The 24,752-nt window shown below is 47.2% G+C and carries 18 protein-coding genes; 9 read left to right on the top strand and 9 right to left on the bottom strand.

What is annotated here, in order from left to right:
* Positions 1-498: 498 nt before the first annotated feature.
* The 4 genes from SAPGRDRAFT_RS06960 to SAPGRDRAFT_RS06980 form a co-directional block, all read right to left on the bottom strand.
* Positions 499-1,491, bottom strand: coding sequence for a T9SS type A sorting domain-containing protein (locus SAPGRDRAFT_RS06960; RefSeq protein WP_002658289.1), 993 nt, complete (start codon positions 1,489-1,491; stop codon positions 499-501).
* A 121-nt stretch (positions 1,492-1,612) separates the two neighbouring features.
* Positions 1,613-3,010, bottom strand: coding sequence for a histidine--tRNA ligase (gene hisS, locus SAPGRDRAFT_RS06965; protein ID WP_002658291.1), 1,398 nt, complete (start codon positions 3,008-3,010; stop codon positions 1,613-1,615).
* Between the two features lie 51 nt (positions 3,011-3,061).
* Positions 3,062-4,090, bottom strand: coding sequence for a thiamine-phosphate kinase (thiL, locus tag SAPGRDRAFT_RS06970; RefSeq protein WP_002658293.1), 1,029 nt, complete (start codon positions 4,088-4,090; stop codon positions 3,062-3,064).
* Positions 4,091-4,308: 218 nt separating this feature from the next.
* Entirely contained in the window at positions 4,309-4,959 is a 651-nt protein-coding gene (locus SAPGRDRAFT_RS06980) for an MBL fold metallo-hydrolase (protein ID WP_002658294.1), read from the bottom strand.
* A gap of 367 nt (positions 4,960-5,326) precedes the next feature.
* On the opposite strand from SAPGRDRAFT_RS06980, the gene SAPGRDRAFT_RS06990 reads away from it, so the two are divergent.
* The 4 genes from SAPGRDRAFT_RS06990 (at position 5,327) to SAPGRDRAFT_RS07010 (ending at position 14,458) form a co-directional block, all read left to right on the top strand.
* On the top strand, positions 5,327-8,869 hold the full coding sequence (locus SAPGRDRAFT_RS06990; protein ID WP_002658296.1) for a hypothetical protein: 3,543 nt from the start codon (positions 5,327-5,329) through the stop codon (positions 8,867-8,869).
* A 232-nt stretch (positions 8,870-9,101) separates the two neighbouring features.
* Complete coding sequence (locus SAPGRDRAFT_RS06995) at positions 9,102-11,117, top strand: tetratricopeptide repeat protein (protein ID WP_002658298.1); 2,016 nt, start codon at positions 9,102-9,104, stop codon at positions 11,115-11,117.
* A gap of 396 nt (positions 11,118-11,513) precedes the next feature.
* Entirely contained in the window at positions 11,514-13,826 is a 2,313-nt protein-coding gene (locus SAPGRDRAFT_RS07005) for a two-component regulator propeller domain-containing protein (protein ID WP_002658300.1), read from the top strand.
* Between the two features lie 44 nt (positions 13,827-13,870).
* Entirely contained in the window at positions 13,871-14,458 is a 588-nt protein-coding gene (locus SAPGRDRAFT_RS07010; RefSeq protein ID WP_253271387.1) for a hypothetical protein, read from the top strand.
* Here SAPGRDRAFT_RS07010 and hemC read toward each other — a convergent pair.
* On the bottom strand, positions 14,455-15,351 hold the full coding sequence (gene hemC, locus SAPGRDRAFT_RS07015; RefSeq protein ID WP_002658304.1) for a hydroxymethylbilane synthase: 897 nt from the start codon (positions 15,349-15,351) through the stop codon (positions 14,455-14,457). The genes SAPGRDRAFT_RS07010 and hemC overlap by 4 nt on opposite strands.
* A gap of 224 nt (positions 15,352-15,575) precedes the next feature.
* Positions 15,576-16,835, bottom strand: a complete 1,260-nt coding sequence (gene hemA, locus SAPGRDRAFT_RS07020; RefSeq protein WP_002658306.1) for a glutamyl-tRNA reductase — start codon at positions 16,833-16,835, stop codon at positions 15,576-15,578.
* Between the two features lie 664 nt (positions 16,836-17,499).
* Here hemA and SAPGRDRAFT_RS07030 point away from each other — a divergent pair.
* Together SAPGRDRAFT_RS07030 and SAPGRDRAFT_RS07035 are read left to right on the top strand one after the other, a co-directional pair.
* Positions 17,500-18,132 carry a WbqC family protein gene (locus SAPGRDRAFT_RS07030; protein ID WP_002658308.1) on the top strand — a complete coding sequence of 211 codons (633 nt, stop codon included), beginning with the start codon at positions 17,500-17,502 and terminating at the stop codon, positions 18,130-18,132.
* Positions 18,133-18,136: 4 nt separating this feature from the next.
* Positions 18,137-19,144 (top strand): hypothetical protein, encoded by a 1,008-nt coding sequence (locus SAPGRDRAFT_RS07035; RefSeq protein ID WP_002658310.1) that lies wholly within the window; start codon positions 18,137-18,139, stop codon positions 19,142-19,144.
* A 70-nt stretch (positions 19,145-19,214) separates the two neighbouring features.
* Here the strand turns inward: SAPGRDRAFT_RS07035 and SAPGRDRAFT_RS07040 are convergent, their stop codons facing one another.
* Positions 19,215-20,846: a phospholipase D-like domain-containing protein gene (locus tag SAPGRDRAFT_RS07040; protein WP_002658312.1), complete on the bottom strand. Its 1,632-nt coding sequence runs from the start codon at positions 20,844-20,846 to the stop codon at positions 19,215-19,217.
* 374 nt (positions 20,847-21,220) lie between these two features.
* Between SAPGRDRAFT_RS07040 and SAPGRDRAFT_RS07045 the strand changes: the two genes are divergently transcribed.
* Genes SAPGRDRAFT_RS07045 through SAPGRDRAFT_RS07055 form a run of 3 tightly spaced genes read left to right on the top strand, consistent with a single transcriptional unit; the run spans position 21,221 to position 23,128 of the window.
* Positions 21,221-21,781: an HD domain-containing protein gene (locus SAPGRDRAFT_RS07045; RefSeq protein ID WP_002658314.1), complete on the top strand. Its 561-nt coding sequence runs from the start codon at positions 21,221-21,223 to the stop codon at positions 21,779-21,781.
* Positions 21,768-22,844, top strand: a complete 1,077-nt coding sequence (aroC, locus tag SAPGRDRAFT_RS07050) for a chorismate synthase (RefSeq protein WP_002658315.1) — start codon at positions 21,768-21,770, stop codon at positions 22,842-22,844. Before SAPGRDRAFT_RS07045 ends, aroC begins: the two co-directional genes overlap by 14 nt.
* Positions 22,845-22,846: 2 nt before the next feature.
* A complete protein-coding gene (locus SAPGRDRAFT_RS07055) occupies positions 22,847-23,128 on the top strand; it encodes a DUF1294 domain-containing protein (protein WP_002658316.1) in 282 nt (93 codons plus the stop codon).
* Positions 23,129-23,143: 15 nt separating this feature from the next.
* On the opposite strand, the gene SAPGRDRAFT_RS07060 is transcribed toward SAPGRDRAFT_RS07055, so the two are convergent.
* Together SAPGRDRAFT_RS07060 and SAPGRDRAFT_RS07065 are read right to left on the bottom strand one after the other, a co-directional pair.
* Positions 23,144-23,827 carry a hypothetical protein gene (locus tag SAPGRDRAFT_RS07060; RefSeq protein WP_002658318.1) on the bottom strand — a complete coding sequence of 228 codons (684 nt, stop codon included), beginning with the start codon at positions 23,825-23,827 and terminating at the stop codon, positions 23,144-23,146.
* A gap of 289 nt (positions 23,828-24,116) precedes the next feature.
* Positions 24,117-24,719: a hypothetical protein gene (locus SAPGRDRAFT_RS07065; protein WP_002658320.1), complete on the bottom strand. Its 603-nt coding sequence runs from the start codon at positions 24,717-24,719 to the stop codon at positions 24,117-24,119.
* Positions 24,720-24,752 lie beyond the last annotated feature (33 nt).

The raw sequence follows: 24,752 nt of genomic DNA on the forward strand, positions 1-24,752 counted from the left end.
GCTTGTTAGGATTTGGCCAATAGTCGCCTAGGGACAAGCCCCTAGGCTAATCAAATGGAGTCAGCCCTAAAGGGCCTCAAAGGTTGATATACAGGGACTGGCTAAGTAGTTCTTGCAGAGAAGGTCCTTATCCAAAGGCCCTCTTTAGAGGGCTGTCTAAAAAAGCTAGCCTAGGGGCTTGTCCCTAGGCAGCAAAAAGGAGAAACACAAAATTTTAAACAGTCTCCTATTCGGAATTTGTGAAACCGTAGATCAAGACTTTGATGGACCATTCCAAAAATTCGTCCTACAGGCCCGAAGGGCCGCAGGCCTAGGGGCCTGAAAGGGTGGCCGCAGGCCAGACCGAAGCCCGAAGGGCTGAAGGGCCGAGCAGACCTGCGAGCCCTGCAAGGGCCCGGCCGCCGAAGGCGGCAGGCCCCAAAACAAGCTCCTACAGGCATAAAAAAGGGCCCAAACCCTAAGATTTGAACCTCTAACTATTATACTTTTCGAAATGGGCTATTGCTTTCTAAACTTTTGGTAGAAAACCTCTTGCTCTTCGTTCTCTAATTGTAGGATATAGAGTCCTGCTGGCAGATTGGGGACAGCAATCTGGTAGTTTTCTTGGCTGTTGCTAAGGCTCCCTTGCTGGACCAACTGCCCATTGAGTTGATAAATGGCGTAGCGCAAAAGGGGCTGCTGGCTCTGCAGGTAAAACTGCGCTTGAGTGGGGTTGGGAAACAGTTTAACCTGCTGAGCATTTTGGGCCATAGAAGGATCGGCCAATTGCGCTACGGTAGTAATGAGGCTCTCGCAGCCCCAGTCCTCTTGCACCTCATCAATGAGTACGCCCCGTTCATCATCTTGGTAGCAGACCAAGTCCGTAGTTTGGCCCTGAATGTAAACATTAGGGTCGCAAAGGCGTAGATTGGGATAGGGAAAAAAAGTAGTTTCTCCGCCAATATTGTGAATGATTTTCCCCTTAAAATACTGGCTAGTACTATCCTCTAAAACGCTAGAAGAAATATTGTAATAAGAGCGCTTAAAGGCCCATTGGCCCAGAGTTAAGGTATCTTGCTCCAAAATGGCTAAAGTATCTTGCAGCGGGTAATTACTATTGTTTCCGCAGGCATTTCGGTGCTGCTGAATGGCTAAACTATCGCCCACTAAGGCCGAAAAATCATGTAAGAGATAAAACTGCTGGCTGTCGGCCAGATGCTCATAGAGGAACTCATCGTTCTGCCAGCTAATCGTATGGCCAGCAATATAGGGCTGCATATTTTGGTATTGATAGTCATAGGCCACTCGATCATGGCGAATCTTTTTGACCGCCTGCCCATTGACCACCGTATCTTTTTCATAGCTAAACATGCTATAATGCGGGAAATACATCTGCACCGCATGCTTATAGACCCAGATACTGCCAGTAGGACAAAAGCCGCTAGTATCTTGTTGTTGGGCCATTAGGCCTTGAGAAATAAGGAAGAGGAGGATAAATAAAACTTGTTTCATATTCTTTGCGATTTAATTTGGGATAAAGTTATGTTTTTTTTTACAACAGTAATTTCAAGGCATAAAAAAACAGCCAATACCCTAAGATATTGACTGTTTTACTGCTATATAGTTATGCTAACTAGGCCTTGAGTTGAGCAATCAGCTCTTCTAGGTTACAGCTAGACTGTTCTCCTGTTTTCATATTCTTTAGTTGGAGCTGGCCGCTTGTTCTTTCGCTTTCTCCAATAATGACCACTTTTTGCAGCCCTCTTTTGTTGGCATACTTCATCTGCTTTTTAAACTTGGCCGCTTCTGGATAAATATCGGCCTTGATGCCAGCGGCTCGGCAAGCTTGTAGGCAATTAAAGCCATACTTGAGCGAGTCCTCATCCATGCAGAGGAAAAACAGCTCGACCTCATCGGCTGGGATCTGCTCAAAGCGGCCCAATTCCTCCATCACATCAAAGATGCGGGCGGCCCCAAAAGAGCAACCTACGCCCGAGTTTCCTTCCCAACCAAAGACCGCGGTCAGCTTATCATAGCGTCCTCCGCCGCCAATGCTGCCCATCTTGACCTTTTCTTGACCGGGGGCAGTTGTATCGACCACCACCTCAAAGATGCAGCCGGTGTAGTAGCTCAGGCCACGGGCCAGGCTAAAGTCGAGGACAAGATTATTGCTAAAGCTATAGCCCTCTAGAAAAGCCAGCACCTCTTGCAGCTCGGCAATGCCCTTTTGGCCCACTTCATTAGTTGGACCAAAAAGCTCGGCTAGTTGATCTAGGCTTTTGGCCTGAATAGCGGCTTGGATTTGCTGTTGTTGCTGCTCGTCTAGGCCTAGTTTTTCTAGTTCTTGGGCCACGCCTTCCCACTCCACTTTGTCCAGCTTATCAATAGCTACGGTAATGGGCATAAAGAGTTCGGGCTGGCCAATCATTTGGGCCAAGGCCTCGAGGAGTTTGCGGTTATTGAGGCGAATATCGACCTTCACATCAAATTCGGCAAAAGCCTGATCATAAACTTGGAGGAGTTCGGCCTCATAGAGCAGAGCATCCGAGCCAATTACATCCACATCACACTGATAAAACTCTCTGTATCGGCCTTTTTGGGGGCGGTCGCCTCGCCAAACGGGTTGAATTTGATAGCGCTTAAAGGGAAAGGCAATATCGTTGCGGTTGAGGACCACAAAGCGGGCAAAGGGAACCGTCAGGTCGTAACGCAAGCCACGGCTAGCGATCAGCGGGCTGAGGGCGGCGCTATCTTTCTCGGCCAAAATCTTTTCGAGTTCCTCGGGGCTACTTTGTTTGCGCACCTCTTTGCCATTGAGGTAATCGCCATTATTGAGGATCTTAAAGAGCAGCTGGTCGCCTTCATCGCCATATTTACCCTGTAGGGTACTGAGCATTTCTAGGGCCGGCGTTTCAATTTCCTGAAAGCCAAAGCGGCTAAAAATATCGCGGAGCGTATTAAAAATATATTTGCGTTGGCGGAGCTGCAAAGGACCAAAGTCGCGGCTACCTTGTACTAATTTCGGTTTCATGATATATAATAGGTATAACGGTCAAAAATAAGATGGAAAAAAATCGATCGCCTAATGATGCGTCCAACCTTGGGCCACCAAATCCATCAACTTACCGCCCTTAGTTTGTAGGCGGATGCCATCTGCGGCGGGCACCATCTCCCCAATGATAGAAATACCCATATTGTACTTAATTTTATCGGCATCTTTGGGGTCAATACAAAACAGCAGCTCATAATCTTCGCCGCCATGCATAGCACAAACCAAGGGATCGAGATTAAAATCTAGAGCTTTGCGGTACACCTTCTCCTTAATCGGCACATGCACTTCTTCGAGCAAGAGCCCTAGGCCCGATTGCTTACAAAGATGTAGGGCCTCCGAAGAGAGCCCGTCCGAAATATCAATCATAGCGGTAGGGACCAGCTTCTGCTCCTCAAAGAAATCAATAATATCTTGGCGAGCTTCGGGCTTGAGCAGGCGGCCCACCAATTCCTCTTCTCCATCAAAATCGGGTTCCATTTCGGGCTGCTCTATAAAGATCTGCTTTTCTCTTTCTAGCAATTGGAGGCCCAAATAAGCGCCACCCAAATAGCCAGTAACACAAAGTAAGTCGCCCGCTTTGGCCCCACGGCGATAAACCACCTTATCGGCGGCTTGTTCGCCCATAATGGTCAGGCTAAGGACCAACCCTTTGAGTGAAGAAGTAGTATCTCCGCCCACCAAATCGACCCCATAGATATCGCAAGCGAGCTGAATTCCCGCATACAATTCCTCCATAGCTTCTACCGAAAAACGATTAGATAGGGCCATATTGACCAGCAACTGCTTGGGGCGAGCATTCATGGCATAGATATCTGAAAAATTGACCACAGCCGCCTTATACCCCAAATGCTTGAGGGGCGTATAGGCCAAATCAAAATGGATTCCCTCCACCAGCATATCGCTAGAGACTAGGGTTAGTGGCCCTTCCGAAGCATAACGAATAGCGGCGGCATCATCGCCCACCCCCTTAATCGTAGAAGCATGCTTATGCGCAAAGGCCTTTGTTAGATGGTCAATCAAACCAAATTCTCCCAATTCTTTCAGTTCTGTTCGCTTCATAGCTATTCAATCGTCTTAATAATTTTTAATTTTTTTTGGGGCCTCCGCCTCCCTTCGGTCGTCGGCGCTACGTTGCGGGGCTCGCTATTCGCTCGGCCCTTCGGCAGCAAGCTGCCTTGGTCTGCGGCTGCGCCGCCCCCCTTCACATCGCTAGGCCAGTCGCTGCGCTCCTTTGCGGCTCGCTTCGCTCGCCTAATTTGGACCAACCAAAAAGGGGCTTAACGCATCTCTTTAATGAAAGGGTTCATTTTGCGTTCTCGGCCCACAGTCGTTTTGGGTCCATGTCCCGAATAGACCACTGTTTCATCGGGCAAAGGTAAAATCTCCTCCTGAATAGATTGCATAAGGACCTCATAATTTCCGCCAGGCAAATCGGTTCGGCCAATGCTACCCAAAAAGAGTACATCTCCAGCGAGCAGCAGATGGTCCTTTTCCGAATAAAAGCAAAGGCTAGCGGGCGAGTGGCCAGGGCAATAGAGCAGCTTAAAGCTCGTTTGGCCAAAGCTAAAGCTCTCGCCTCCTTTGAGGAGTTTATTGGGTTTTGGAGAAGGCGTAACATTGGGGATGCCATATTGTTGGGCCACTCGAGGAAAAGCCTCGAGCATAGCGGCCTCGCCTTCGGGCACATAAAGGGGAATATCCCAAGTTTTGCAGGCAAAGGCATTTCCAAAAACATGGTCCAAATGGCAATGCGTATTGACTACAGCCTCGGGCTTTAGGCCCCTTTCCTCCATGTATAGCTTCAGGCGATTTTGTTCTTGGGCCGTATAGCAGCCAGGGTCTACAATGATACAGGATTTGCTTTGGTCATATACTATATATGTATTTTCCTGAAACATATTGAAAGTGAAAGCTTGAACCACGGCCATAATTCCTTATTTTAAGATAGTTTTAAACGGTTGTTTTGGCCTCAAAACAGCCAAAAGCGACCTTTTGCCGCAAAAATACGTTTATTTAAGCAGAGAATCGATTTTATTGAGGCCCTAAAATTGTGGGCAATGGGCCTAAGGCCCTACTTTGGGGTTCTACAGGCGAGCGCAGCGAGCCGCAGAGGAGCGCAGCGACTGGCCTACTGGCCTGTAGCCGTGCCGCCGCAGGCGGCAGACCAAAGCGCTGAAAGCGCTGCAGGGCCGAGCAGACCTGCGAGCGGCGCAAGGGCAGGGCCGCCAAAGGCGGCAGGCCCCAAAAAAACAACCTCATTGGCCTCATTTAGAAATACCATAGCAGCACCAACTTATGCGACAACATCTCTACCTCTACCTTTTCTTTATTTTTCTATGGGCGGCTCCTCAGTTTGTGGCGGCCCAATTGGTCAGTTCTGAATTTGGGCAAAACCGATTGCAGCGAGAGCAGTACCAATGGAAGCGTTATGAGACCTTAAATTTCACCTTCTATTATCATAGCCAACAAGAGGGCTTAATGAAGACGATTTTGCCCATGGCCGAGCAAGATTATCGGCAGCTCAAGAGTTTATTTGAGTATCAGATTCGGCAGCCTATCGAGGTCATTGTTTATGATGACTACAGTGATTTGCTGCAATCTAATGTGGGCATATCGGCCCCGGCTTTGTTCAATTCGGGGCAGCAGGTCTATTTAGACAAAAAGCTATTGGTTCATTTTGATGGCAACCACCAAAAGCTGCACAAAAACCTGCGGGAGGGCATTGCTCGGGCGGTGTTGAACCGCATGCTATTTGGGTCTAATTTGCAAGAAATTGTGCAGAACTCGGTCCTTTTAGAGTTGCCTGACTGGTTTACGGAGGGCCTAATTGCCCATGCCGTAGAAGAGTGGAGCACAGAAAAAGACGATCAGCTTCGGGAGGCCCTTTTATCGGGTCGTTATGCCAACTTTTTAGAATTGGCCGAGGAGCATCCGCAGTTGGCGGGCCAATCCTTGTTTCATTATATCGCCCGCAATCATGGGCAGGCCACCGTATCGAATTTGCTGTATCTCAGCCGCATCAATCATAGTATTGAGGCGGGCTTTCGCTATGCTTTTGGCAGTAGTTTTTATACGGTAGCGGGCAGCAGTTGGTACAAATACTTCATGCAGCGCTATGAGAGTGACAATTTGGGCAAATTATTTCCGAATGCGGGAGAGCTCGAAGTGAAGCTGGGCAAAAAGGCCATTAGTCAATTGGTTTTGGCGCCCAATGCTAGGCAGCTCGCCTATGTAAAGCAGAAATTGGGCAAACAGCAAGTTGTTTTGCAGCAGGCTGAAAGCCAAAAAGCCAAAGTCGTTTGGCGGCAAGGAGCCAAGGACCATAGCAACCGCAGCGACCAGCATTATCCGCTTTTGGCTTGGCGCAACGACCAAGAGCTAGCCATTGTCTTTGAGCGGGCCGATAAAGTCTACTTGCAATTTTTGAATACCGCCAAGGGCAAGCTAAGCAAGGCCCAAGAAATAAAGGACATTGAGCGGGTGGGCCATATTAGCCATTATCAGGGCAGTCAGTTTTTGCTATCGGCTCAGGCCGAGGGGCAAAGTGATTTGTTTTTATATAGTAATGGGCAGGCCAAAAACCTGAGTCAGGATGCCTGGGATGATTTGAGTCCGACCGTTATGCGTTTTCAAGGCAAAAAGGGGGTATTGTTTAGCTCTAACCGCCCAGCGGCCAAGATGAAGCTCCCCTTGGGCCAGCAACTGCCCTTGCTTCAGTTTGATCTCTTTTTCTTGCCATTGGAGGAGAAAGGAGCACCCATTCGCCTGACCAACAGCTTTTTGGTCAATGAGAAAAACCCTCAGGCCTTGGGCGATGGGCAGTTTAGTTTCCTCAGTGACCAATCGGGCATTTACAACCGCTATATTGGCCAAATAGATAGTGTATTATTGGGCCAGCAAGTAGTGGGCTACCCCAAATCGGGAGAGGCGCCTATTGTTTTGCCCTTAGATAGCAGCTTTAGCGCAGCCGATAGCAGCCAACTGGATAGCTTTGGGCAGCAGCCGCTTTATGGCTGGCAGACCAAATTGATGGCCAACACCAATTATAGCCGCAACATTTTGGCCCAAAGCATTACCCCCAATGGCGAAAAAGTGGCCGATTTACTCTTCCGTGGAGGCAAGTACAAACTCTTTTTGAGAAACTTGCGCAGCGATAGAGAAATGCAAATGTCTTCTAGCCGTTATCGCCTCATCTTGGAGCGCCAAAATGGGCTGTTACAACAGCAAAAAACCCGTTCTATTGAGCCTAAGAAAAAGGAAGAGCCCAAAGAAAAAAAGGGCCCACAAACAGACAAAAGCTTAGAAGAAGAGCTCAAGGCTGTAGAGCAAGAAATAAAGTCAGATAGCCTGCCCCCCAGCCAAAGCGATACGGCCAAGGTAGATATAGACAACTACTTATTTCAGACTGAATTTGAAGAAGTAGAAACGCCAAAACTCAACAAAAAAGATAGTACGCCACCTAAAGCCATTGAGCTGGTAGAAGGACAAAATGGCCAAATTGTAGAAAAGGAAACGCCAGAGGAAAAAACCATTAAGGCCCCTAAACACAAGCTGCTCGTTTTTGATCCCCAAAAAGGCGAAAAGCAGGAAGATAACTTCTTCTTTGAGGGGGTAGAACTAAACCTAGACAATACCGTCCTCTACAATGGGCTAGACCTCTATTTAGGCGGCCCCTTCCGCCTGCCGCCTCTTGGCATCTCTGGCCAAATTAACTTTAGCGATGCCCTAGAAAACTACCGCCTAGAAGTGGGGATGCGCATCCCGATTACCTTTGATGGCATGGAGTATTTTCTTAACTTTGAAAATCGCAAGTATCGTCTGGACCAAAAATACAGCCTCTACCGCAGAGGCTTTAGCGAAGACTATATTTTGGAGGATAGCACGGGGACCATTCAAGAACAGGTAGAGGGCCGCACCCTCAAGCATTTGGCCATGGCCGAATTTAGCTACCCCCTTGGCCGCTTCCGCTCTATCCGATCTACCCTGAGTTTTCAGGCCGATAGAGTAGCCATCAGCCCCGAAGATTTGGGCAGCCTAAGCGTTCCTATCTATGATGAAAATCGCCTAGGCATTCGCCTAGAATATGTCTATGACAATAGCGTTATTTTGGGCCTCAATGCCCGCAAAGGCTCTAGAATGCGCATTTATGGCGATTATTTCCAAGGTATTCCCTTTAGCACTGGCGACCGCCTAGGGCAAGTAGCCAATACCCCCACTTTTGCCCTAGGCCTAGATGCTCGCCACTATATCTCATTGGACAATAAGAGCATTTTGGCCTTCCGCTTTGTGGGCGCTAGCTCTTTTGGCCAACAAAAGATTTTATACAATTTGGGCGGTATGGAAAACTGGCTCTTTAGTAGCCAAACCGAAACCATTCCCCTACCCGATGGTCAAGATTATGCCTACCAAACGGTGGCCGCCAATATGCGCGGCTTTGATGCCAATATCAGAAATGGAAACTCTTTTGCCCTCATCAATGCCGAATTGCGCATCCCCCTTGCCGAATATTTGGGCAACTCGAACAGCAATTCTAGCATTTTGCGCAACCTCCAACTCAGCGGTTTCTATGATGTGGGTACCGCCTGGCAGGGCAGCTCGCCTTTCTCCAAAGACAACCCCCTCAATAGTACCACCATCGACCCCGCCTCTGGGGTAAATGTGGTCTCGCCCATTCGCCTGCGAGTCAATTATTACCGCCGCCCCATTGTACAAGGCTTTGGTTTTGGCCTGCGTTCGGTGGTTTTGGGCTATTTTGTCAAGCTAGATTGTGCTTGGGGCGTAGAAACTGGCGATGTCCAACAAGCCAAAATCTACTTATCTTTGGGCAAGGATTTTTAGGGGCCTCAGCGGCGGCTACGCCTTGCTGCGCTATGTTGCGGGGCTCGCTCTCTGCTCGGCCCTGCAGCCGCCTGCGGCGGCTTGGGTCTGGCCTGCGGCCACCCCTCCACAGCGCTAGGCCAATAACAGCCCGCCCCTAGCTCCCCCCAGAAGATCAGATTAAAACAAGTTCTAAACAAGAACTTCTTTAATAATACTTAACTTAGCAGCGACTAATAAAAATGAGCAATTTATGAGGACTTACTTACTTCTCTTTCTGCTCTTTGCCTTTAGTGGGGCCAGCTTTGGGCAAGAGCGCATTAACAAACTTAGAAAAGCCAACAACCTCTTTAATGAAGAGAGTTATGTAGAAGCTCAAGAAATATATGAGCTTTTGATGGGCAGCACTTCGGGCCAAGGCGTGATGGGCGTAGATGCCCGCATCAATTTGGCCAAAAGCTATAATGAAACAGGCCATGTAGATAAGGCCGTTCCTCTTTTTGAGGACCTGCTTCCCAATGCCGATGAACGCCCCGATATTCTATTGGCCTATGGGCAATCTTTACTCTCTTTGGGCAAATTTGATGAGGCCCGCTCGCAGTTTTTGCAGTATGCCGACCAACGGCCAGAAGACCCAGCCCCAGCAGAATTACTCAAACGACTAGATGCCATTGAGTCTATTATTCCCGTTTATCCCGATGTGCAAATTAACTATCAAGCTGCGGTCAATGATAGCCTGAACGACGAATTTGGTCCCGCCTTTTATGGTACGGGCCTCGTCTTTAGCTCCGACCGTATCCAAGCCGCTGATATTAGCGCCAATTGGGGAGAGCAAGAACGCTCTTTCCTCAATCTGTACTTTGCAGAACTAAGCGCTGATGGCCAATTGGCCGCCCCAGCCGCTTTTGCCCGCCAGCTAAATGGCAACCGCCGACATGACGGTCCAGCTAGCTTTAGCCGAGACGGAAAACTCTGCTTTTATAACCGCTCGGTAAAAGAAACCCCCGATGCCGAAGCCTATACCCTACAAATTTTTGCCAGCGAATTGGTCGATGGCGACTGGAGCAAACCCTTGGTCCTAGAGTTTGTTACCCAAGGCTACCAATTTATGCACCCTAGCCTCTCCGCCGATGGCCGAGTCCTGTTTTTTGTCTCTGATATGCCGGGTGGACTTGGAGGAACGGATATTTGGATGAGCCGAAAAATGGGCGATAAATGGTCTAAACCCCTAAACTTGGGAGAGGGCGTGAATAGCCGCAGCAATGAGGCCTTTCCCTTTGCCCACCCCAATGGTACGCTCTACTATGCCTCTAAAGGCAAGGCGGGCTATGGTGGCTACGATTTGTTCCGCTCTAGACCTACGGGTAACGGAATTGACTGGACCGAGGCCGAGAACTTGGGCCAACCGCTCAACTCTGCCTTTGACGATACTTACTTCCTCTTAGATGACGACCAAACTAAGGGCTTTTTCTCTTCTTCTAGAAATGGAAGCGATGACCTTTATCAATTTATTTTGACCGGAGAAGAACCTCAGGACCTACCGCCTGGCATCGCCCCTAGAGGAAAGCTAAATTTTACCGACAGCCTCGCCGATTCTGGCATCGACGACGAAAAACTCATCGACAGCCTCATCAATGCTGGTTTCGTCGTAGAAGAACCCACCGCTAAAGAAAAGGTGGATTCTATGGACCTAGCCATGCTAGAAGATGGTGGAGAGCTAGACGGAAATGAAGGAACAGGAGGCCAGCCTACGCCCAACCCCAATAGTTCAGATAACTTTGACCCCGAAGTGGTGGTCGATAATGGCCAAATTGATGGGGACTGGAGTGACCCCAATGCGCCCAAAGAACCTTTAGATCCAGATGATCCTGACTACAATCCCTGGGCCCTTCCTGATGACCCTAATGAGGAAAATACAACAAGCGCAGAGGACCCTTACAACTATGAAAATACCGAAGGGGATCCGCCCATGTTGGAAACCCAAGAGGACGTTAAGGTAAAGCTGAGCGTAGACCTTCAGGTGGTGCAGAAAAGCAACCAAAGCGGGATTGGGCAAGCCACTATTGTCTTGACCAACCTGCTAGATGGCCGTGAAGAGCGCTTTACAAGCGATGCCAATGGTAAAATTAGTTTGCCCTTGCGGCCCGACCAAAAGTATATTATTCGGGCGGAGGCCGCTGGCTTTTATGGTGGAAACCTTCCGGTGGCGACCATGCAAGCCTATGAAGACCAAAACATTCCGGCCATTTTGCCTTTGATTGCAAAATAGGGGGAAGGCCCTAAGCGCCCCAAACTGCGGTTTGGGGCGCTTTTTTGGTCCAGATAGGCGGCGAAGCCGCCGCCAAGGCGCGCAGCGCCTCGGCTGAGGGATGGAAAGTGGTGGCCCGAAGGGCCAGACCAAGGCGGCTTTGCCGCCGCAGGGCCGAGCAGGCCTGCGAGCCACGACACAGCCCGACCCGGCCTTTGGCCGGGGCAGCCCCAAAAAAAGAAGAAAAAAGAAAAACTACCCCACCCTTTTGAAAAAGCCAGCGTTTGTAAAAGTGTAGTTGAAGTAAGGAGCAACTACAAAACAACAAGAATGAACTAGATATTTTTAGAATAGGGCAATGCTGTAAGGGGCATTGTCCTATTTTTTTTTGAACTTGCTAGCTGTAAACTTAAAATTATGCGAACGACCTTCCTTTTTTTTCTTGGGCTAATGCTAAGTTTTTCATTTCTGCAGGCGCAATCTTTGGCTCCTAAAGTGGGGATTGGGCAATGGGAATCTTTTCTGCCCTATGGGCAAACCAAAGCCTTGATAGAAACCCCAGACCATATTTATGCGGCCACGGATTACGGGCTTTTTTCGGTATTTAAGGCCAGTGGAGAATTTCTGCTTTACAATAAAATAAGTGGGCTTTCTGATGTGGGGATTAGCAGCTTGGCCTATAGTGCGGACTACCAGCGCATTTTTATTGGTTATGAAAATGGCAATCTAGATATTTTGGGCAGTGATGGCCGCATTATGAACCGGCCCGCCATTAAGCAAAATGCCAATATTAGTAGTGGGCGCAGCATTCGCCATATATTTTGCGATAGCAATCAGGTCTATTTATCTACAGAATTTGGTTTGGTTTGCTTTGAGCAAGAAAGCGGAGAATTTGCGCAGACCACCTTTACGAGCATGGAGGTTTATGCTAGTGATCGGCTGGGCCAAGAGCTCTTTATGGCCACCGCTATAGGTGTATACAAAGTGCCCGTAGAAGGCGTCAATTTGCAAGACTTTAATAATTGGGACAAGCTAGGCACTGCCGATGGTTTGGCCCTAGACTTTTATGAAAGCTTTACCTTGGGGAAAATGAATGGCCGTTTGTATGCTGATATCAACGATACCCTGATGCGCTATGATGGGCAAAGTTTTAGTCATCTGCCTCATAATGGCGAGAACTATATGTATACGGGGCGTTCTAAGTTGCGCATGCAAGTTAATGCCTTTGGTACTCGTTTAACCATGGCCACAGGGACCAACTACGTAGAGGTTCTTTTTGAGGATGAGCGTTTAGAAGGCTACTTCTTTGATGGCGATATTTCGGGAAATATTTTTGATGCTCTTTCGGACCGCAGCTCGGCCATTTGGATGGCTGGGGGGCGAGGGCTCTACCGCAACAATGCAGACGGCAGTCTTAGTCCCTACCTTCCTGAAGGGCCTTACAATGCGAATGTTTCGAGTTTGGGCGTAGATGAATATGGCGTACTTTGGGCCACTGGCGGTATGATTGATTACGTTAGTGTTTTCTTTGATGGTTTTGGGGCCTACCGCTATGAAGACTTTGATTGGCGGAGTTACCGCCCGGCCAACCGTTCTGAGCTCAATGGGGTAGATAACCTCTCTTGCTTGGCCATTAGCCCCAAAGACCGCAGCGTTTATATGGGCTCCTTTTTGGCTGGATTGGTCCAGATCACCAAGGAAGATAGCATCTATGTTTGGGACAAAGACAGCCCCAACACGGCCCTACAAGAGGCCCAAGGCGATGCCAACCGGACGCGTATCACGGGCCTCGCCTTTGATGACGATAACAACCTCTGGATGAGCAACCACAAAGCCGTGCAGCCCATTGTGGTAAAAACCGAAGAGGGCGATTGGAAGAGTTTTGCCAACCCCTACACTTCTGAAATTGGGCCGATTGCCATAGATCGCTACGGCTACAAATGGATTGTTCAGCTGAGAGGAAACAACCTGCTCGTTTTTGATAGCGGAGAGCTAGAAGTAGATGGAGACGAGCGCTATAAGGTCCTTACCCCCAGCAATAGCGAGCTGGCCTCTAGTAAGGTTAATTGTGTAGTCAGTGACCGCAGCGGAAGCATTTGGGTGGGCACAGATAATGGTGTGACTATTTTTAGCTGCTCTGTTTTTGATGATAATTGTTCTGGTCTTCGGCCCATCATCAATCCCGATGATTTTAATGGCCGTTTGTTGGAGAATGAAAACATTCGTAGCATTGCCGTAGATGGGGCCAACCGCAAATGGATCGCTAGCGATAATGGCGTCTTTTTATTAGATGAGGAAGACTACAGCCAAATTTATTATTTTACCGAGGAAAATAGTCCGCTCTTTAATAATCGGGTGGGGGCGATTGCCGTAGACCCCGAGTCTGGACAAGTATATATGGCCACAGAAAGCGGCCTACAAGGCTTTAGAGCCGAGGCCACCCAAGGCAGCAGCTTTGCCAATAAATCGGCGGTGCGGGTTTTTCCCAACCCCGTTCGCCCAAATTATGAGGGACAGATTGCCATTAGTGGCTTGGTTGAGGATGTCAATGTCAAGATTACCGATGCAAGGGGTCGCTTGGTCTTTGAACAAGATGCCTATGGTGGGCAAGCGGTTTGGAACGGCTACGATTATGAGGGACAAAAGGCTAGTCCTGGCGTTTATTTGGTCTTTACCGTCAATAGTGATGGCACAGAACGCCTCAACACTAAATTTCTTATTGTAAACTAATATATCTCATGCGATTCGCTAGATTTTTTTTCTGCTGCTTTTTGATGCTACCCCTTTTTTCTTGCCAAAATACTAGCCAAGAGGCCCAAGCACTTAAGGAGCAACTGGCCCAAGACAGTAGCGGGCAGCAAGAGCGCCCTCTTCAGTTGGCGGGCGAACGAACGGCCAAAAATGCCGGTATTGACACCCTGATTGGGCGCAATCGCTATCAGTTAATGATAAAAGGAGATAGCCTGCTGGTCCAGAAAAATAACCTGAGCCTGCCCTTGCCCCTAAAGGGCAAAAAAAATAAGCTGGCCGCCCTACTTTTTGAGGCTCCGCAAGCCGATTTTCGGGCCATGCACCAATTTAGCGACTCTCTTTTTGTTTGTGGTAGTTTTAACGGCAAACAGCAAGAGCTGCATATCTTTAAAGAAAGAGAAGGCCAACTCTTGGCCCTAAAAGAAGATGCGGCCCAAAATCCACTAGAGACTTTGGGCCAATATCTTATTTTTTTACCCTCCGAATCGGTTCTGGCGATTCCTTCCCTCCCCATTATGGGGGCCAAACCGATGGTGGTCATTCGCCGCTATAAGGTCAATGAGCTCGATATGCTCCTCCCCCTTCGCAGCGATACGATTTACCAAAATTAGGCTTCTTCTTGCAAGAGCGCATAGAGGCCTTCGGCCAATTTTGTATGGGTAGAAGCCGATAGTTGGACCCGCTTCACGGGGCTGTTCCAGCTTTTGGCTACTGCCGCATAAGCGTGATAACTGCCGTTTTCTTTGTAGCAATAGGCCCCCAAAGGCATCTGACAACCGCCATCAAAGAGCTGCAACAAGCGACGCTCTACATTGGTACAGGCCACCACCTCTTTTTTGTGCAATTTGGCTATAATTCGCTGCGTTTGTAGGTCCTCCGAGCGACATTGCCAAACCAAAACGCCCTGGGCAGGAGCTGGCACAAATTCTCTAGGATCAAACTCAAAAACCTCAAACTCATCTAAGGGAATTTCTAGGCGATTAACACCAGCCGCAGCCAACAAAATCGCATCAAACTGCCCTTCTTTGAGCTTATTGAGGCGAGTGGGCACATTTCCCCGAATATCCTTGATCTCCAAATCGGGACGAAAATCTAAAATCTGGGCCTTTCTACGGGCAGAAGAGGTCCCCACAATGGCATTGGGCGGCAAGCCCAATAGCTCCTTCGCGGCAACAACCTCCTTGCGAATCAAGAGCAAATCAGCCACCTTATCCCGATAAGATACCGCCGATAATTTTAGGCCTTTGGGCTGTGTGGTGGGCATGTCTTTCATCGAATGCACGGCCAAATCAATCTCGCCCTCCAACAAAGCGGCCTCAATTTCTTTGGTAAAAAAACCCTTGCCTTCCATCTTATCAAAGCTGAGGTGCTGAATGCGGTCTCCCTGCGTTTTGATAATCTTCAATTCAGACTCAAAGCCCAATGCCTTGAGCTGTTCTTGCGTATAATAGGCCTGCCAAAGCGCCAATTTGCTGCCTCTGGTCCCAATAATCAATTTTCTCATATTCTATTTATTCTGTTCGCCGCCAAGATACTGAAGTTTTTCTATTTCTTTTTTTGGGGCTGCCCCGGCCAATGGCCGGGTCGGGCTGTTCCGGGCTCGCTGCTCGCTCGGCCCTTCGGCAGCTTTGCTGCCTCGGTCTGGCCCTGCGGGCCACCCTCTCCATCCCTCAGCCGCGTCGCTTCGCTCCTTTGCGGGGCCTTTGGCCCCGCTCTAGACGATAATGGCTAGTCTTCTTTCAACATATTTTGTTTGGCCACTTGCAAGGGAATTGCAATGCAGCGTTTTTCCATATAGGCCATCATGCGGTCCAAAAGGGCCAAAGACTCCTCATCCAAATCGGCTAGTTCTTTCTTAAATACGTTATTGAGGGCATGTTGTCGGATGGCCTTCACCTGAATGGGCACTTCTCGGAGGGCCAGCTCAATTAGGCGTTCTTTAAAGGCCTGATAAAAGATATCTAGCTGTTCTTCTACAACTTCCTTGGCCCGCTCAAGTTCCTGCTCTCTAAAGGCCAAATTCTTTTGGGCCAATTCTCTCAGGCTCTCAATGGGAATATATTGGGCCTTGGGATACTGCTCGGCAATAGTGGGCTCAATATTATTCGGGATACTCAAATCAATCAGTAACTTGCTGCTTGTTGCAGCCTCTTGGCCCAAAAGCTGCCCATAAAGGCTGCTTGTTAATAGGGCTGATTTGGCGCCTGTGGCGGCCACCACCACATCAAAGCCCTTTCTATATTCTCCCAACTGGTTTAATAGAAGGCCCTCCCCATCAAAATCTTGGGCCAACTCCTGTGCTTTTTTTAGGCTACGGTTAAATACTGTGACCTTGTGGTAGCCGTATTTTTTTAGAAACTTGGCAAAAAGGGCGTTGGTTTGCCCTGCGCCCAACAACAAAAAGCGGGAACTGGGCGGCAATTGGGCCTGCATGAGTTTAGAGACCGCCAAAGACACCACAGAAACGGGCTTTTCGCCAATGCGCGTAGAAGAATAGACTTTTTTGGCCGTTTCTACGGTAAAGCGCATCAGTAAGCGGATGGCATCTCCCGTAAGGCCTTGCTCCAAATTATCTTGATAAGCTTCTCGGAGTTGGCGAAGAATTTCCCGTTCGCCCACCACCAAAGAATCCATAGAGGCCGAAACCCGAAAAAAGTGGTCAATTGCCTCTAGGCCCTCATACAAAAAGGCCTCTTTGAGGGCCTTAGCTTGTAGGGTCTCGCTCAAGTCTGCATATAGAGTTTGCATAAACTTTTGCTTAAAGGCCTTGCCTTTATCCTCTTTTTGGGCCAAGACAAGAAACAGAATGCGGTTGCAAGTAGATAGATAATAGATCTCTTTGGCGCCAATCTGCTGCTTAAAGGCATGCAATTGCTCCAAAACAGCTTGCTCCTCTGTTTTTGGTCGGAGTACAAATTGGCCAATCCCGTTTAAATCGGTTCGGCGATGGGTAAATGTGATAATTTTGTATTGTTCTATGGCCTTCATGGCGATATCTTTAGCAGCTGTTAAGAAAGGGGACGCCAACAAATTGTAGCGCTTTGGGGCCAGGGAGCATGGCAATCATGGCTTACTGAAGTACGGTAGATTCTGCATAATAGTTTTTACTTGGTCTTTAGGCGAAGCAATTGGGCTAGCTCATACAGAAAAGACCTATGTTTACAGTAAACAGCAAAGCACTACAAAAGTACGGTCGGAGCGTCATTTTACTGTCATATTTATGTAAGTTTAGCCCTAAGGAAACTTATTTATATTCAATCTTAACACATTTTAGCGTTAGCTTATTTTTGCGGTAGACAGGCCCGGAGGGCCGCAGGCAATAGCCAGATTTAAACGCGCTCACTTTTATAGTTTGCAGCAACTTCCTGCTAGTCGGCCCTATTTTTCTCGGCCATAGCGAAGGCTATGCCCTTAAAAAATAGCTAGCCTAGCCAAAAATTCATAGCAAAGATGGCCAAAGCAGCGCAATTAAATCTGGCTGAGGGATGGGCAGCAGGGCCGCCGAAGGCGGCAGACCAAAGCGGCTTTGCCGCTGCAGGGCCGAGCGAACAGCGAGCTGCGATACAGCCCGACCCGACCAAAGGGAGGGGCAGCCCCAAATCCTTTTATAAATGCACTATATTTGCTTAAAATTTATTGAACTGGACGACTTATGCAGGATTCACTTTTAATAGAATTGCAGCTTTTTCCTTCTTTGCAGTACCTTTCTAAATGGCTGGGATTTTCGGTTATTTTGGAGGGCGAGGAGCATTATCAGAAGGGTTCTTTTCGCAATCGTTATCATTTGGCGACGGCCCAGGGAAAGTTGGCCTTATCGGTGCCTTTAGAGAAGGGCAAGCATCAGCAATTGCCGGTTCGGGAGGTAAAAATTGACTATAAAAAGGACTGGCCCAAGCAGCATTGGCGCAGCATAGAAACGGCCTATGGCAAGGCTCCTTTTTTTGATTATTACGGGGAGGAAATTCGGGCCATTTTGGAGAGTCGGCCCAGTCATTTGTTTGCTCTCAATTGGGCGGCTTTGCAGTTTTTATTGGAGCATTTTCAGTTAGAAACGCCTAGTTTTACTGCGCAGTTTTCGCATCAATTTGAGGCGGGCATTGATTTTCGGAATCAGATTCGGCCACAGCAGGCCAAAGCCCCAGATCCCTATTTTGCGCCTCTGCCCTACCCGCAGCTTTTTGAGGACCGTTTAGGTTTTTTGCCTCATTTATCGGCTTTGGACCTCTTGTTTTGCATGGGGCCCGAGGCGCCTTACTATTTGGCTCAACAATTTAAAACCCCTTAATTTTATGCGTTTTCTTCTTTTTCCTTTGTTTGGCCTCCTTTTGCTGAGCAGCTGCCAGCAGCCGCCCCAAAAAGAGGGGCATCATGCCCTTTGCGACTATGAACTTTTATCTTTAGAAGCGGCCCAAGCTGCTATTGTTCAAGACCATAAGGAGGGTTATTTTGAGAAGGTGCAAGCCTTGGAGATGGCCATTCAGATGCAGTTAGAAAAGCCTACAAACCAGCGGTTAGATCTTTTGCCTCACTACAAAGAAATGTTGCAAAAGGATGTTCAGGAATTTAGTTCGAGCGAGCAAATTTTGCTACATAAAACCTTTCAGTCGGCCCTAGATCGCATTGCTGCTTTTGCGCCTAATATTGAGCTGCCCAAAATGCGGCTGATTAAGACTTTGGGCAGTTATTATGGGGCCTCAGTGTATTATACTCGAGAAAACTGCATTGTTATTCCAGCCGATCAATTGGCCAATAGCAGCAAGTTAGAACAAACCCTAATTCATGAGATTTTTCATGTTTATTCTCGCTATTCGCCCCAAAAAAGGAAGGCACTTTATGCGGCCATTGGCTATCAGCAAATAGACAGTTTGGTCTTATCTGATTTTCTGCAAAAGCGCATTTTCTATAATCCCGATGGCCTGGATTTAAATTATGCCATTCGGCTAAAAGATAAGAACGAACAAGAATTTTTGGCCACCCCTATTATTTTTTCTCGTTTTGGGGCCTATAAGGGCATTCCGATGCTACAAGCTATGCTTTTCCAGTTTTTTGAGCTAGAGGAGCTGCCCCAAGCGGGGCAATATCGCATAAAAAGTCCCGATTTGGGCCTAGAAGAAAAAGAGCTGAATAATTATTGGGAGCAAATTGGTCGCAATACCAATTACACCATTCATCCCGATGAGGTACTGGCCGATAATTTTACCTTTTTGGCCTATGCGGCTAGTGGTGAACCGATAAAATCATTAGGGCCCAAGGGTAAGGCTATTGCCGAGAAAATCAAGACGATTATTCAGGAATAGCGGCCAATCAAAAAGTAGCGGCCAACTCTTCTTAAAGAGTTGGCCGCTTATTTATTAACTAAGCAAAGGCTTAAAACAACTGAATGAGTTGTCGGCCCCAAGCTTGGCCCTCCTTATACAGGACCAAATAGTAGCTTCCTTTGGGCAGTTGATTCAGGCTTAGCTGCGCCTGCTGTCCTTGAATTTGACCGCTTAGAATGCTTTGGCCCAAGCTATTGAGCAGTTGGTAATCTAATTCTTGCGCTTGATCCAGCTCAATTTGAATTTGACCTTGGCTAGGATTGGGATATAGCTTGAAGCTCTGCAGTTCTGTTTGCCAAACCGAAACAGCAGGATCATATTGGCAGCTGCTGCTACCTTCATTGGTACAATAACGAGCAGAAAACTCTTGGAGGTACCAGTTGGCAATTTCGGCATCATGGATAATGAGCGTATTTTCATCATTATCGTCCTCTGCCCCCTGCGACCAGTTATGAGAACCCGTGACTACTTGAGGATCAGAGTTGGGCGTATTGGCATCAATGATTGCATATTTGTGATGAATGTCATGAGGCTGATTATCAGCATAAACATCCACACCTCCAGCATTTAAATCATTATAATCGCTACCTTGATCGCCAATATTCTCAATAATTCCAGCTACTTGCTCTCCAGACTGTTGACGGTCCAAAACGGCATCTCTCAACTCATTGTTGGTAAAGGTCAGTAGGGCAAAAGAAACATCTCCACCCGCAGAAAGAACCGCATTTTTTATAGCTGTAGTAGTATTATCTGTAGGCGAGAAATACTGCTCAACCAATTTGCCGCCAATCATAAACAAATGCGGCGTATTATCGGCTTTTTGGCTGCCTGCACGGCTAGCCACCACATCAAAGGTAGTGCTTGTGCTCCCCCACATCTCATTAAACTCTATGCTATAGGCCTTGGCCAAAGTTTGGTCTTGGACCAAAACGACATTATTAAAATCGTCATAGATATTTCCAGAAGTCAAGTTCATCGAGCCGGTCCAAACGTAGCTATCATAGACAGATCCCGCATCAAAAATAAGAAATTTGTTGTGCATTAGCCCCGTAGTATTCACTTCCTCATAAGGAAAGTTGGCATTGCTCAACGCACTGTTCGAGGTCCCATCATTAGCAATATAACGCACCACAACGCCTCTAGTTTGGGCATTGTTTAGGGCCGTTACAATGTTTGCTTGGTTGATATTATAGGCGGCCACATCAATGCTCGTTTGGGCGCTATCAATTCGCTTAATGAGCTCGGCAACAATAGCGGCTGAAGAGTTGTTAATATGCGGATAGGTTCCATTAGATACATTCACATCAATGCTCTTATTAAAGAAGATTTTGATCTGCCCAGTAGAGTTGGAGGCCGTAGCCATAATGGCCGTTTTGGTCGAGGGAATGGTGTCGCCGTTCCGAATCAAACTAGGGCGAACATAATAGACCTCGGCGGCTTGTAGGCCCGAAAGCGCTATTTGGTGGCTGCTCGCATTGGGACCAGCAGAAGAAAAGCCCATTTCTAGGCTAGGCGTTAGGCCATACTCCAAAATTCCCTCCCCCGACTGAGAGGTAGTGTAACTAACGCTAAATCCAGAATTGCTAATATTCGATTGTAGGGCCTCGCCAAAAATGACAAACTGAGCCGAAGCCCAGGGCGCAAAAGCCAGTACAAAAAGAATAGGTAGTAATGTTTTCATAAGTCGTGTTGGTTTTAAAATCAATTGGAAAGCTACAGCTATTTGTAGGGCCAAACAAAAGCCGCTCTTGTTTTTTTGTATTTTTTTGGGGCCTCAGCTGCGCTGCGCTTGCTGCGCTACGTTCCGGGGCTCGCAAGCCTGCTCGGCCCTTCGCGGGCTAAGCCCGCTCGGTCTGCGGCTGCGCCGCCCCCCTACACATCGCTAGGCCAAGCGCTCGACAAAGGCTGCCCAAGGGCAGCAAAAGCCAGTTGGACCAAAATAATGACGCTCCGCTTAGCTAAAAGGCTTGATTTTGCCAGAAGTTTACTAACTTTCATTTGTTCTTCCGTAATTTTGATGCGAAGAACTTCATTTAGGACCTAAAGATAGAAAATATGCCAACGCCTGTAGATGTTTATCGTAGAGCTTTAGATTTTGCTGCTCGCGCCCATGCCGGGCAAAAAATGTCGGGTAGTGAATTGCCATATTTACTACACCTTGCTCATGTTGGAGCAGAAATTAACTTCGCCCTAGAAAATGAAGCCGAGGGTTTTGACGAAAACCTCTGCTTGCAGGTCGGCATCCTGCATGATGTTTTAGAAGATACCGACATCCTGCCCGAGGAGCTCGCCCGGGAGTTTAGTGAGGAAATTTGCTTGGCCGTGCAAGCCCTAAGCAAAAATAAAAAGCTGCCCAAAGCGCAACAAATGGCTGACTCTCTCCACCGAATCAAAGCCAACTCTAAAGAAACTTGTTTGGTCAAATTGGCCGATCGCCTAGTCAATATGAGCCCTCCCCCTCATTACTGGAGCGCCGCAAGAAGAAAAGCCTATCAAGAAGATGCCCGAATGATTTTAGAGGTTTTGGGCGGCACTCATGCCTATTTAGAGGCCCGCTTGGCAAAAAAAATTGAAGATTATTCTAATTATATCGGAGAAGAAGATGGCGGGCAATAGTTTTGGACGAATTTTTAAAATCACTACTTACGGAGAATCTCACGGAGCTGGAATTGGCGTCATCATTGACGGCTGCCCAGCTGGCCTCTTGCTAGATTTAGACCTCATTCGCCGCGATTTGGCCCGCAGACGACCCGGCCAATCCGCTATTGTTACGCAACGCCAAGAAACCGAAGAGTTTCAGATTTTATCGGGCCTCTTTGAGGGCCATACAACAGGCACGCCCCTACACATTTTTATCCCTAACCAAAATGCTAAATCTAAGGATTATAGCGGCTGGGCCGATCTTTATCGCCCCTCTCATGCCGACTATAGCTATACCGCTAAATATGGCATCCGAGATTACCGCGGTGGGGGCCGCTCTTCTGCCAGAGAAACCGCCGCAAGGGTAGCCGCCGGAGCCATCGCTCGGCAGATTTTGGCCCAATATGATATTAAGATTTGGGCCTATGTAAAAGCAGTGGGCGAAATAAAATGTACTCGCCCCTACTGGGAACTAGACCCCTCAGAAGTAGAACGAAATCCCGTTCGAGCAGCAGATCCTAAAACAGCCCAAGCCATGGAAGCCCTCATCCGAGCCATCCGAAAAGCTGGCGATAGTATCGGGGGCCAAATTACACTGCTCATAGAGGGCGTCCCCCCCGGCCTAGGCGAACCCGTCTTTGATCGCCTCCAAGCCGATTTGGCCAAGGCTATGCTGAGCATCAATGCCTGTAAGGGCTTTGAATACGGCTCTGGCTTTGCCGGGACCAAAATGCGCGGCAGCCAACATAACGATCCCTTTGTCATGGAAGATGGAGAGGTCAAAACGACAACTAATTATTCTGGCGGAATACAAGGCGGAATTTCTAATGGAATGGATATCTATTGCAATTTGGCCTTTAAACCCGTAGCTACCCTCATGCAAGCCCAACAGACTATTAACCAAAAGGGCGAGCCAGTTACTTTAGCCGGCAAGGGACGCCACGACCCCTGTGTGCTCCCTCGGGCCGTCCCCATTGTAGAAGCTATGGCGGCTTTGGTTATCTTGGACCACTATTTTATTCATCAGTCTCGCCTTTAGCTATGCTTTTACTTATTCTCCTCCCCATTAGCCTGAATATTTATGCCCTGATACAAATGTATTGGGATAAACGACAGGCCAAAAAAGACGCTTGGCGAGTTCCCGAAAAACAGCTGTTGCGCCTAGGTTTTTTGGGCGGCAGCTTGGGTATTTTAGCAGGCATTTATTGGTTTCGACACAAAACCCGAAAACGCTCCTTTCTTTGGCGAGCTTGGACCGCCTTACTCTTGCACCTGCTTTTGTTGGGCTTCTTTTTATACTACTTCTATGGCTTAGAGTTTTAGTGTCAGGGGAGTTGTCTAATCTTTTAGTTTGTATAAAACTATTTTTTTAGAGTAGTTCAGGCCAGTTCTTCTGATCACAATTTTTCCTTTCCTGTTATTTACCTTTAGGAGCTCTATATTTGTAAGAAAACAGTAGTCCCAATGGTATATTGTTATAATTAAATCCTCCTGAGGATAGGCCCTTAAATCAATAGTAAAAGCTAGCTCTTCTGTAGAATAAGTCGAACTTACAATGAGTTTTTTTGGAGCCTCTTTTCTAAGAAAGGAAACTGTATTATTTCTTCCCACTTCAGAACTATCAGTAATCAGACGTGTACTGAGCTTACATTTAGTTACTCTTGATGTCAATTGCTCTAAAGACAGCCCATCTACTTCATAAAGAGGAATATACACCTCTGGAAGCACAAAAGACAGACGAATACTATCTGAATGCTTAGCGCTTTGAGTTGTTAATACAAAAGCTCTATTCTTCTCATGCTTAAAGCTAGCTCGCTTCTTATCTACTCTTATCGTTCCTTCTATTAAGCAAGGGTCCATAAGACCAAAACGGCAAGAAAAGCTATCATTTTCTTTTACTTCTAAAAGAGCATATGGCAGTGCATTGCTACTATAACGTCCTGGTACAGGTTTTTGATACGCACAAGAAGTTGCCAACAGACAGCAAGCAAGCAAAGCTATACTGATGCACAAATATTTCATTTAATTGCTTGTTTTATCGGAACAGCAGTCAATCTCGACCTTAAATTTATATCTATTCAGATGTTGCTTTTAAGGATTTTGGTGGAGCATGCTATCCATTTTTTTTTGGGGCCTGCCGCCTGCGGCGGCCGGGCCCTTTTTACAGTAGGTTGAAAGCTACAGCAAGCATGGTATTGCTTCGCAATGATTGATGAATGAGGGTTGAAACCCTCATAAAATTAACTTCTCGGCCATCCTTTGATAAAAATTTAAGGCTAGTCAAGGCATTTTTTATTTAAGAACGTCTTAATTAAAGCCTCATTAAGAAAATAATTGTTTTTCCAGACTTACTTCTTACACTCATTTTACCTTTTTGAAAATCAACTCTACAAACTCCTTTTTTAAAGATATCATTTAGCGCATAAACAAGAAAGAACTCATCAACTTCTCCTAAATTATCATCAGCACAAAACCACCCCCAATAATAAGAGCTAATATCAGATATAGAAGACATTCCCAACATAGATGAAGTACGATAATCACTGTACTTCCTCATTCTTTTGGCTCCAATCCATTCAAAAAAAACAGTTTGTTGTTCAGCATTAAATTTAAACGAAACATCATCTTCTTTCTCTACTATATAATAACGTCCACTTAAATATGAATACCCGAAATCTGCAATAGTTTCTCCACAACGATCAAACGAATCTACTTCAACAAATTCCAAAGTGTATAAGCCATTTTCATCAAAATTAAATATCAGATCAAATGGTAGCAGATAGATGACGTCCTCATAACTTACGGATTCTAATGTCCAAGAATCATAAAAACTAAAGGTCTCCACATCATTCTTACTCTCTTGGCCAAAAACAAGTGTAGACAACAGGCACAATAATACAACTAGTCTTCTCATCTAATAAAGTTTTTACCCCCCCCAACCCTTTAA

Origin of the sequence: Saprospira grandis DSM 2844, from assembly GCF_000275825.1 — a bacterium.
In the GTDB taxonomy this organism is placed as follows: domain Bacteria; phylum Bacteroidota; class Bacteroidia; order Chitinophagales; family Saprospiraceae; genus Saprospira; species Saprospira grandis_A.

What these genes read in the sequence shown, in the direction of transcription:
- SAPGRDRAFT_RS06960 (WP_002658289.1), bottom strand. Translation starts at nt 1,491, where the DNA reads ATGAAACAAGTTTTATTTATCCTCCTCTTCCTTATTTCTCAAGGCCTA.
- hisS (WP_002658291.1), bottom strand. Translation starts at nt 3,010, where the DNA reads ATGAAACCGAAATTAGTACAAGGTAGCCGCGACTTTGGTCCTTTGCAG.
- thiL (WP_002658293.1), bottom strand. Translation starts at nt 4,090, where the DNA reads ATGAAGCGAACAGAACTGAAAGAATTGGGAGAATTTGGTTTGATTGAC.
- SAPGRDRAFT_RS06980 (WP_002658294.1), bottom strand. Translation starts at nt 4,959, where the DNA reads ATGGCCGTGGTTCAAGCTTTCACTTTCAATATGTTTCAGGAAAATACA.
- SAPGRDRAFT_RS06990 (WP_002658296.1), top strand. Translation starts at nt 5,327, where the DNA reads ATGCGACAACATCTCTACCTCTACCTTTTCTTTATTTTTCTATGGGCG.
- SAPGRDRAFT_RS06995 (WP_002658298.1), top strand. Translation starts at nt 9,102, where the DNA reads ATGAGGACTTACTTACTTCTCTTTCTGCTCTTTGCCTTTAGTGGGGCC.
- SAPGRDRAFT_RS07005 (WP_002658300.1), top strand. Translation starts at nt 11,514, where the DNA reads ATGCGAACGACCTTCCTTTTTTTTCTTGGGCTAATGCTAAGTTTTTCA.
- SAPGRDRAFT_RS07010 (WP_253271387.1), top strand. Translation starts at nt 13,871, where the DNA reads ATGCTACCCCTTTTTTCTTGCCAAAATACTAGCCAAGAGGCCCAAGCA.
- hemC (WP_002658304.1), bottom strand. Translation starts at nt 15,351, where the DNA reads ATGAGAAAATTGATTATTGGGACCAGAGGCAGCAAATTGGCGCTTTGG.
- hemA (WP_002658306.1), bottom strand. Translation starts at nt 16,835, where the DNA reads ATGAAGGCCATAGAACAATACAAAATTATCACATTTACCCATCGCCGA.
- SAPGRDRAFT_RS07030 (WP_002658308.1), top strand. Translation starts at nt 17,500, where the DNA reads ATGCAGGATTCACTTTTAATAGAATTGCAGCTTTTTCCTTCTTTGCAG.
- SAPGRDRAFT_RS07035 (WP_002658310.1), top strand. Translation starts at nt 18,137, where the DNA reads ATGCGTTTTCTTCTTTTTCCTTTGTTTGGCCTCCTTTTGCTGAGCAGC.
- SAPGRDRAFT_RS07040 (WP_002658312.1), bottom strand. Translation starts at nt 20,846, where the DNA reads ATGAAAACATTACTACCTATTCTTTTTGTACTGGCTTTTGCGCCCTGG.
- SAPGRDRAFT_RS07045 (WP_002658314.1), top strand. Translation starts at nt 21,221, where the DNA reads ATGCCAACGCCTGTAGATGTTTATCGTAGAGCTTTAGATTTTGCTGCT.
- aroC (WP_002658315.1), top strand. Translation starts at nt 21,768, where the DNA reads ATGGCGGGCAATAGTTTTGGACGAATTTTTAAAATCACTACTTACGGA.
- SAPGRDRAFT_RS07055 (WP_002658316.1), top strand. Translation starts at nt 22,847, where the DNA reads ATGCTTTTACTTATTCTCCTCCCCATTAGCCTGAATATTTATGCCCTG.
- SAPGRDRAFT_RS07060 (WP_002658318.1), bottom strand. Translation starts at nt 23,827, where the DNA reads ATGAAATATTTGTGCATCAGTATAGCTTTGCTTGCTTGCTGTCTGTTG.
- SAPGRDRAFT_RS07065 (WP_002658320.1), bottom strand. Translation starts at nt 24,719, where the DNA reads ATGAGAAGACTAGTTGTATTATTGTGCCTGTTGTCTACACTTGTTTTT.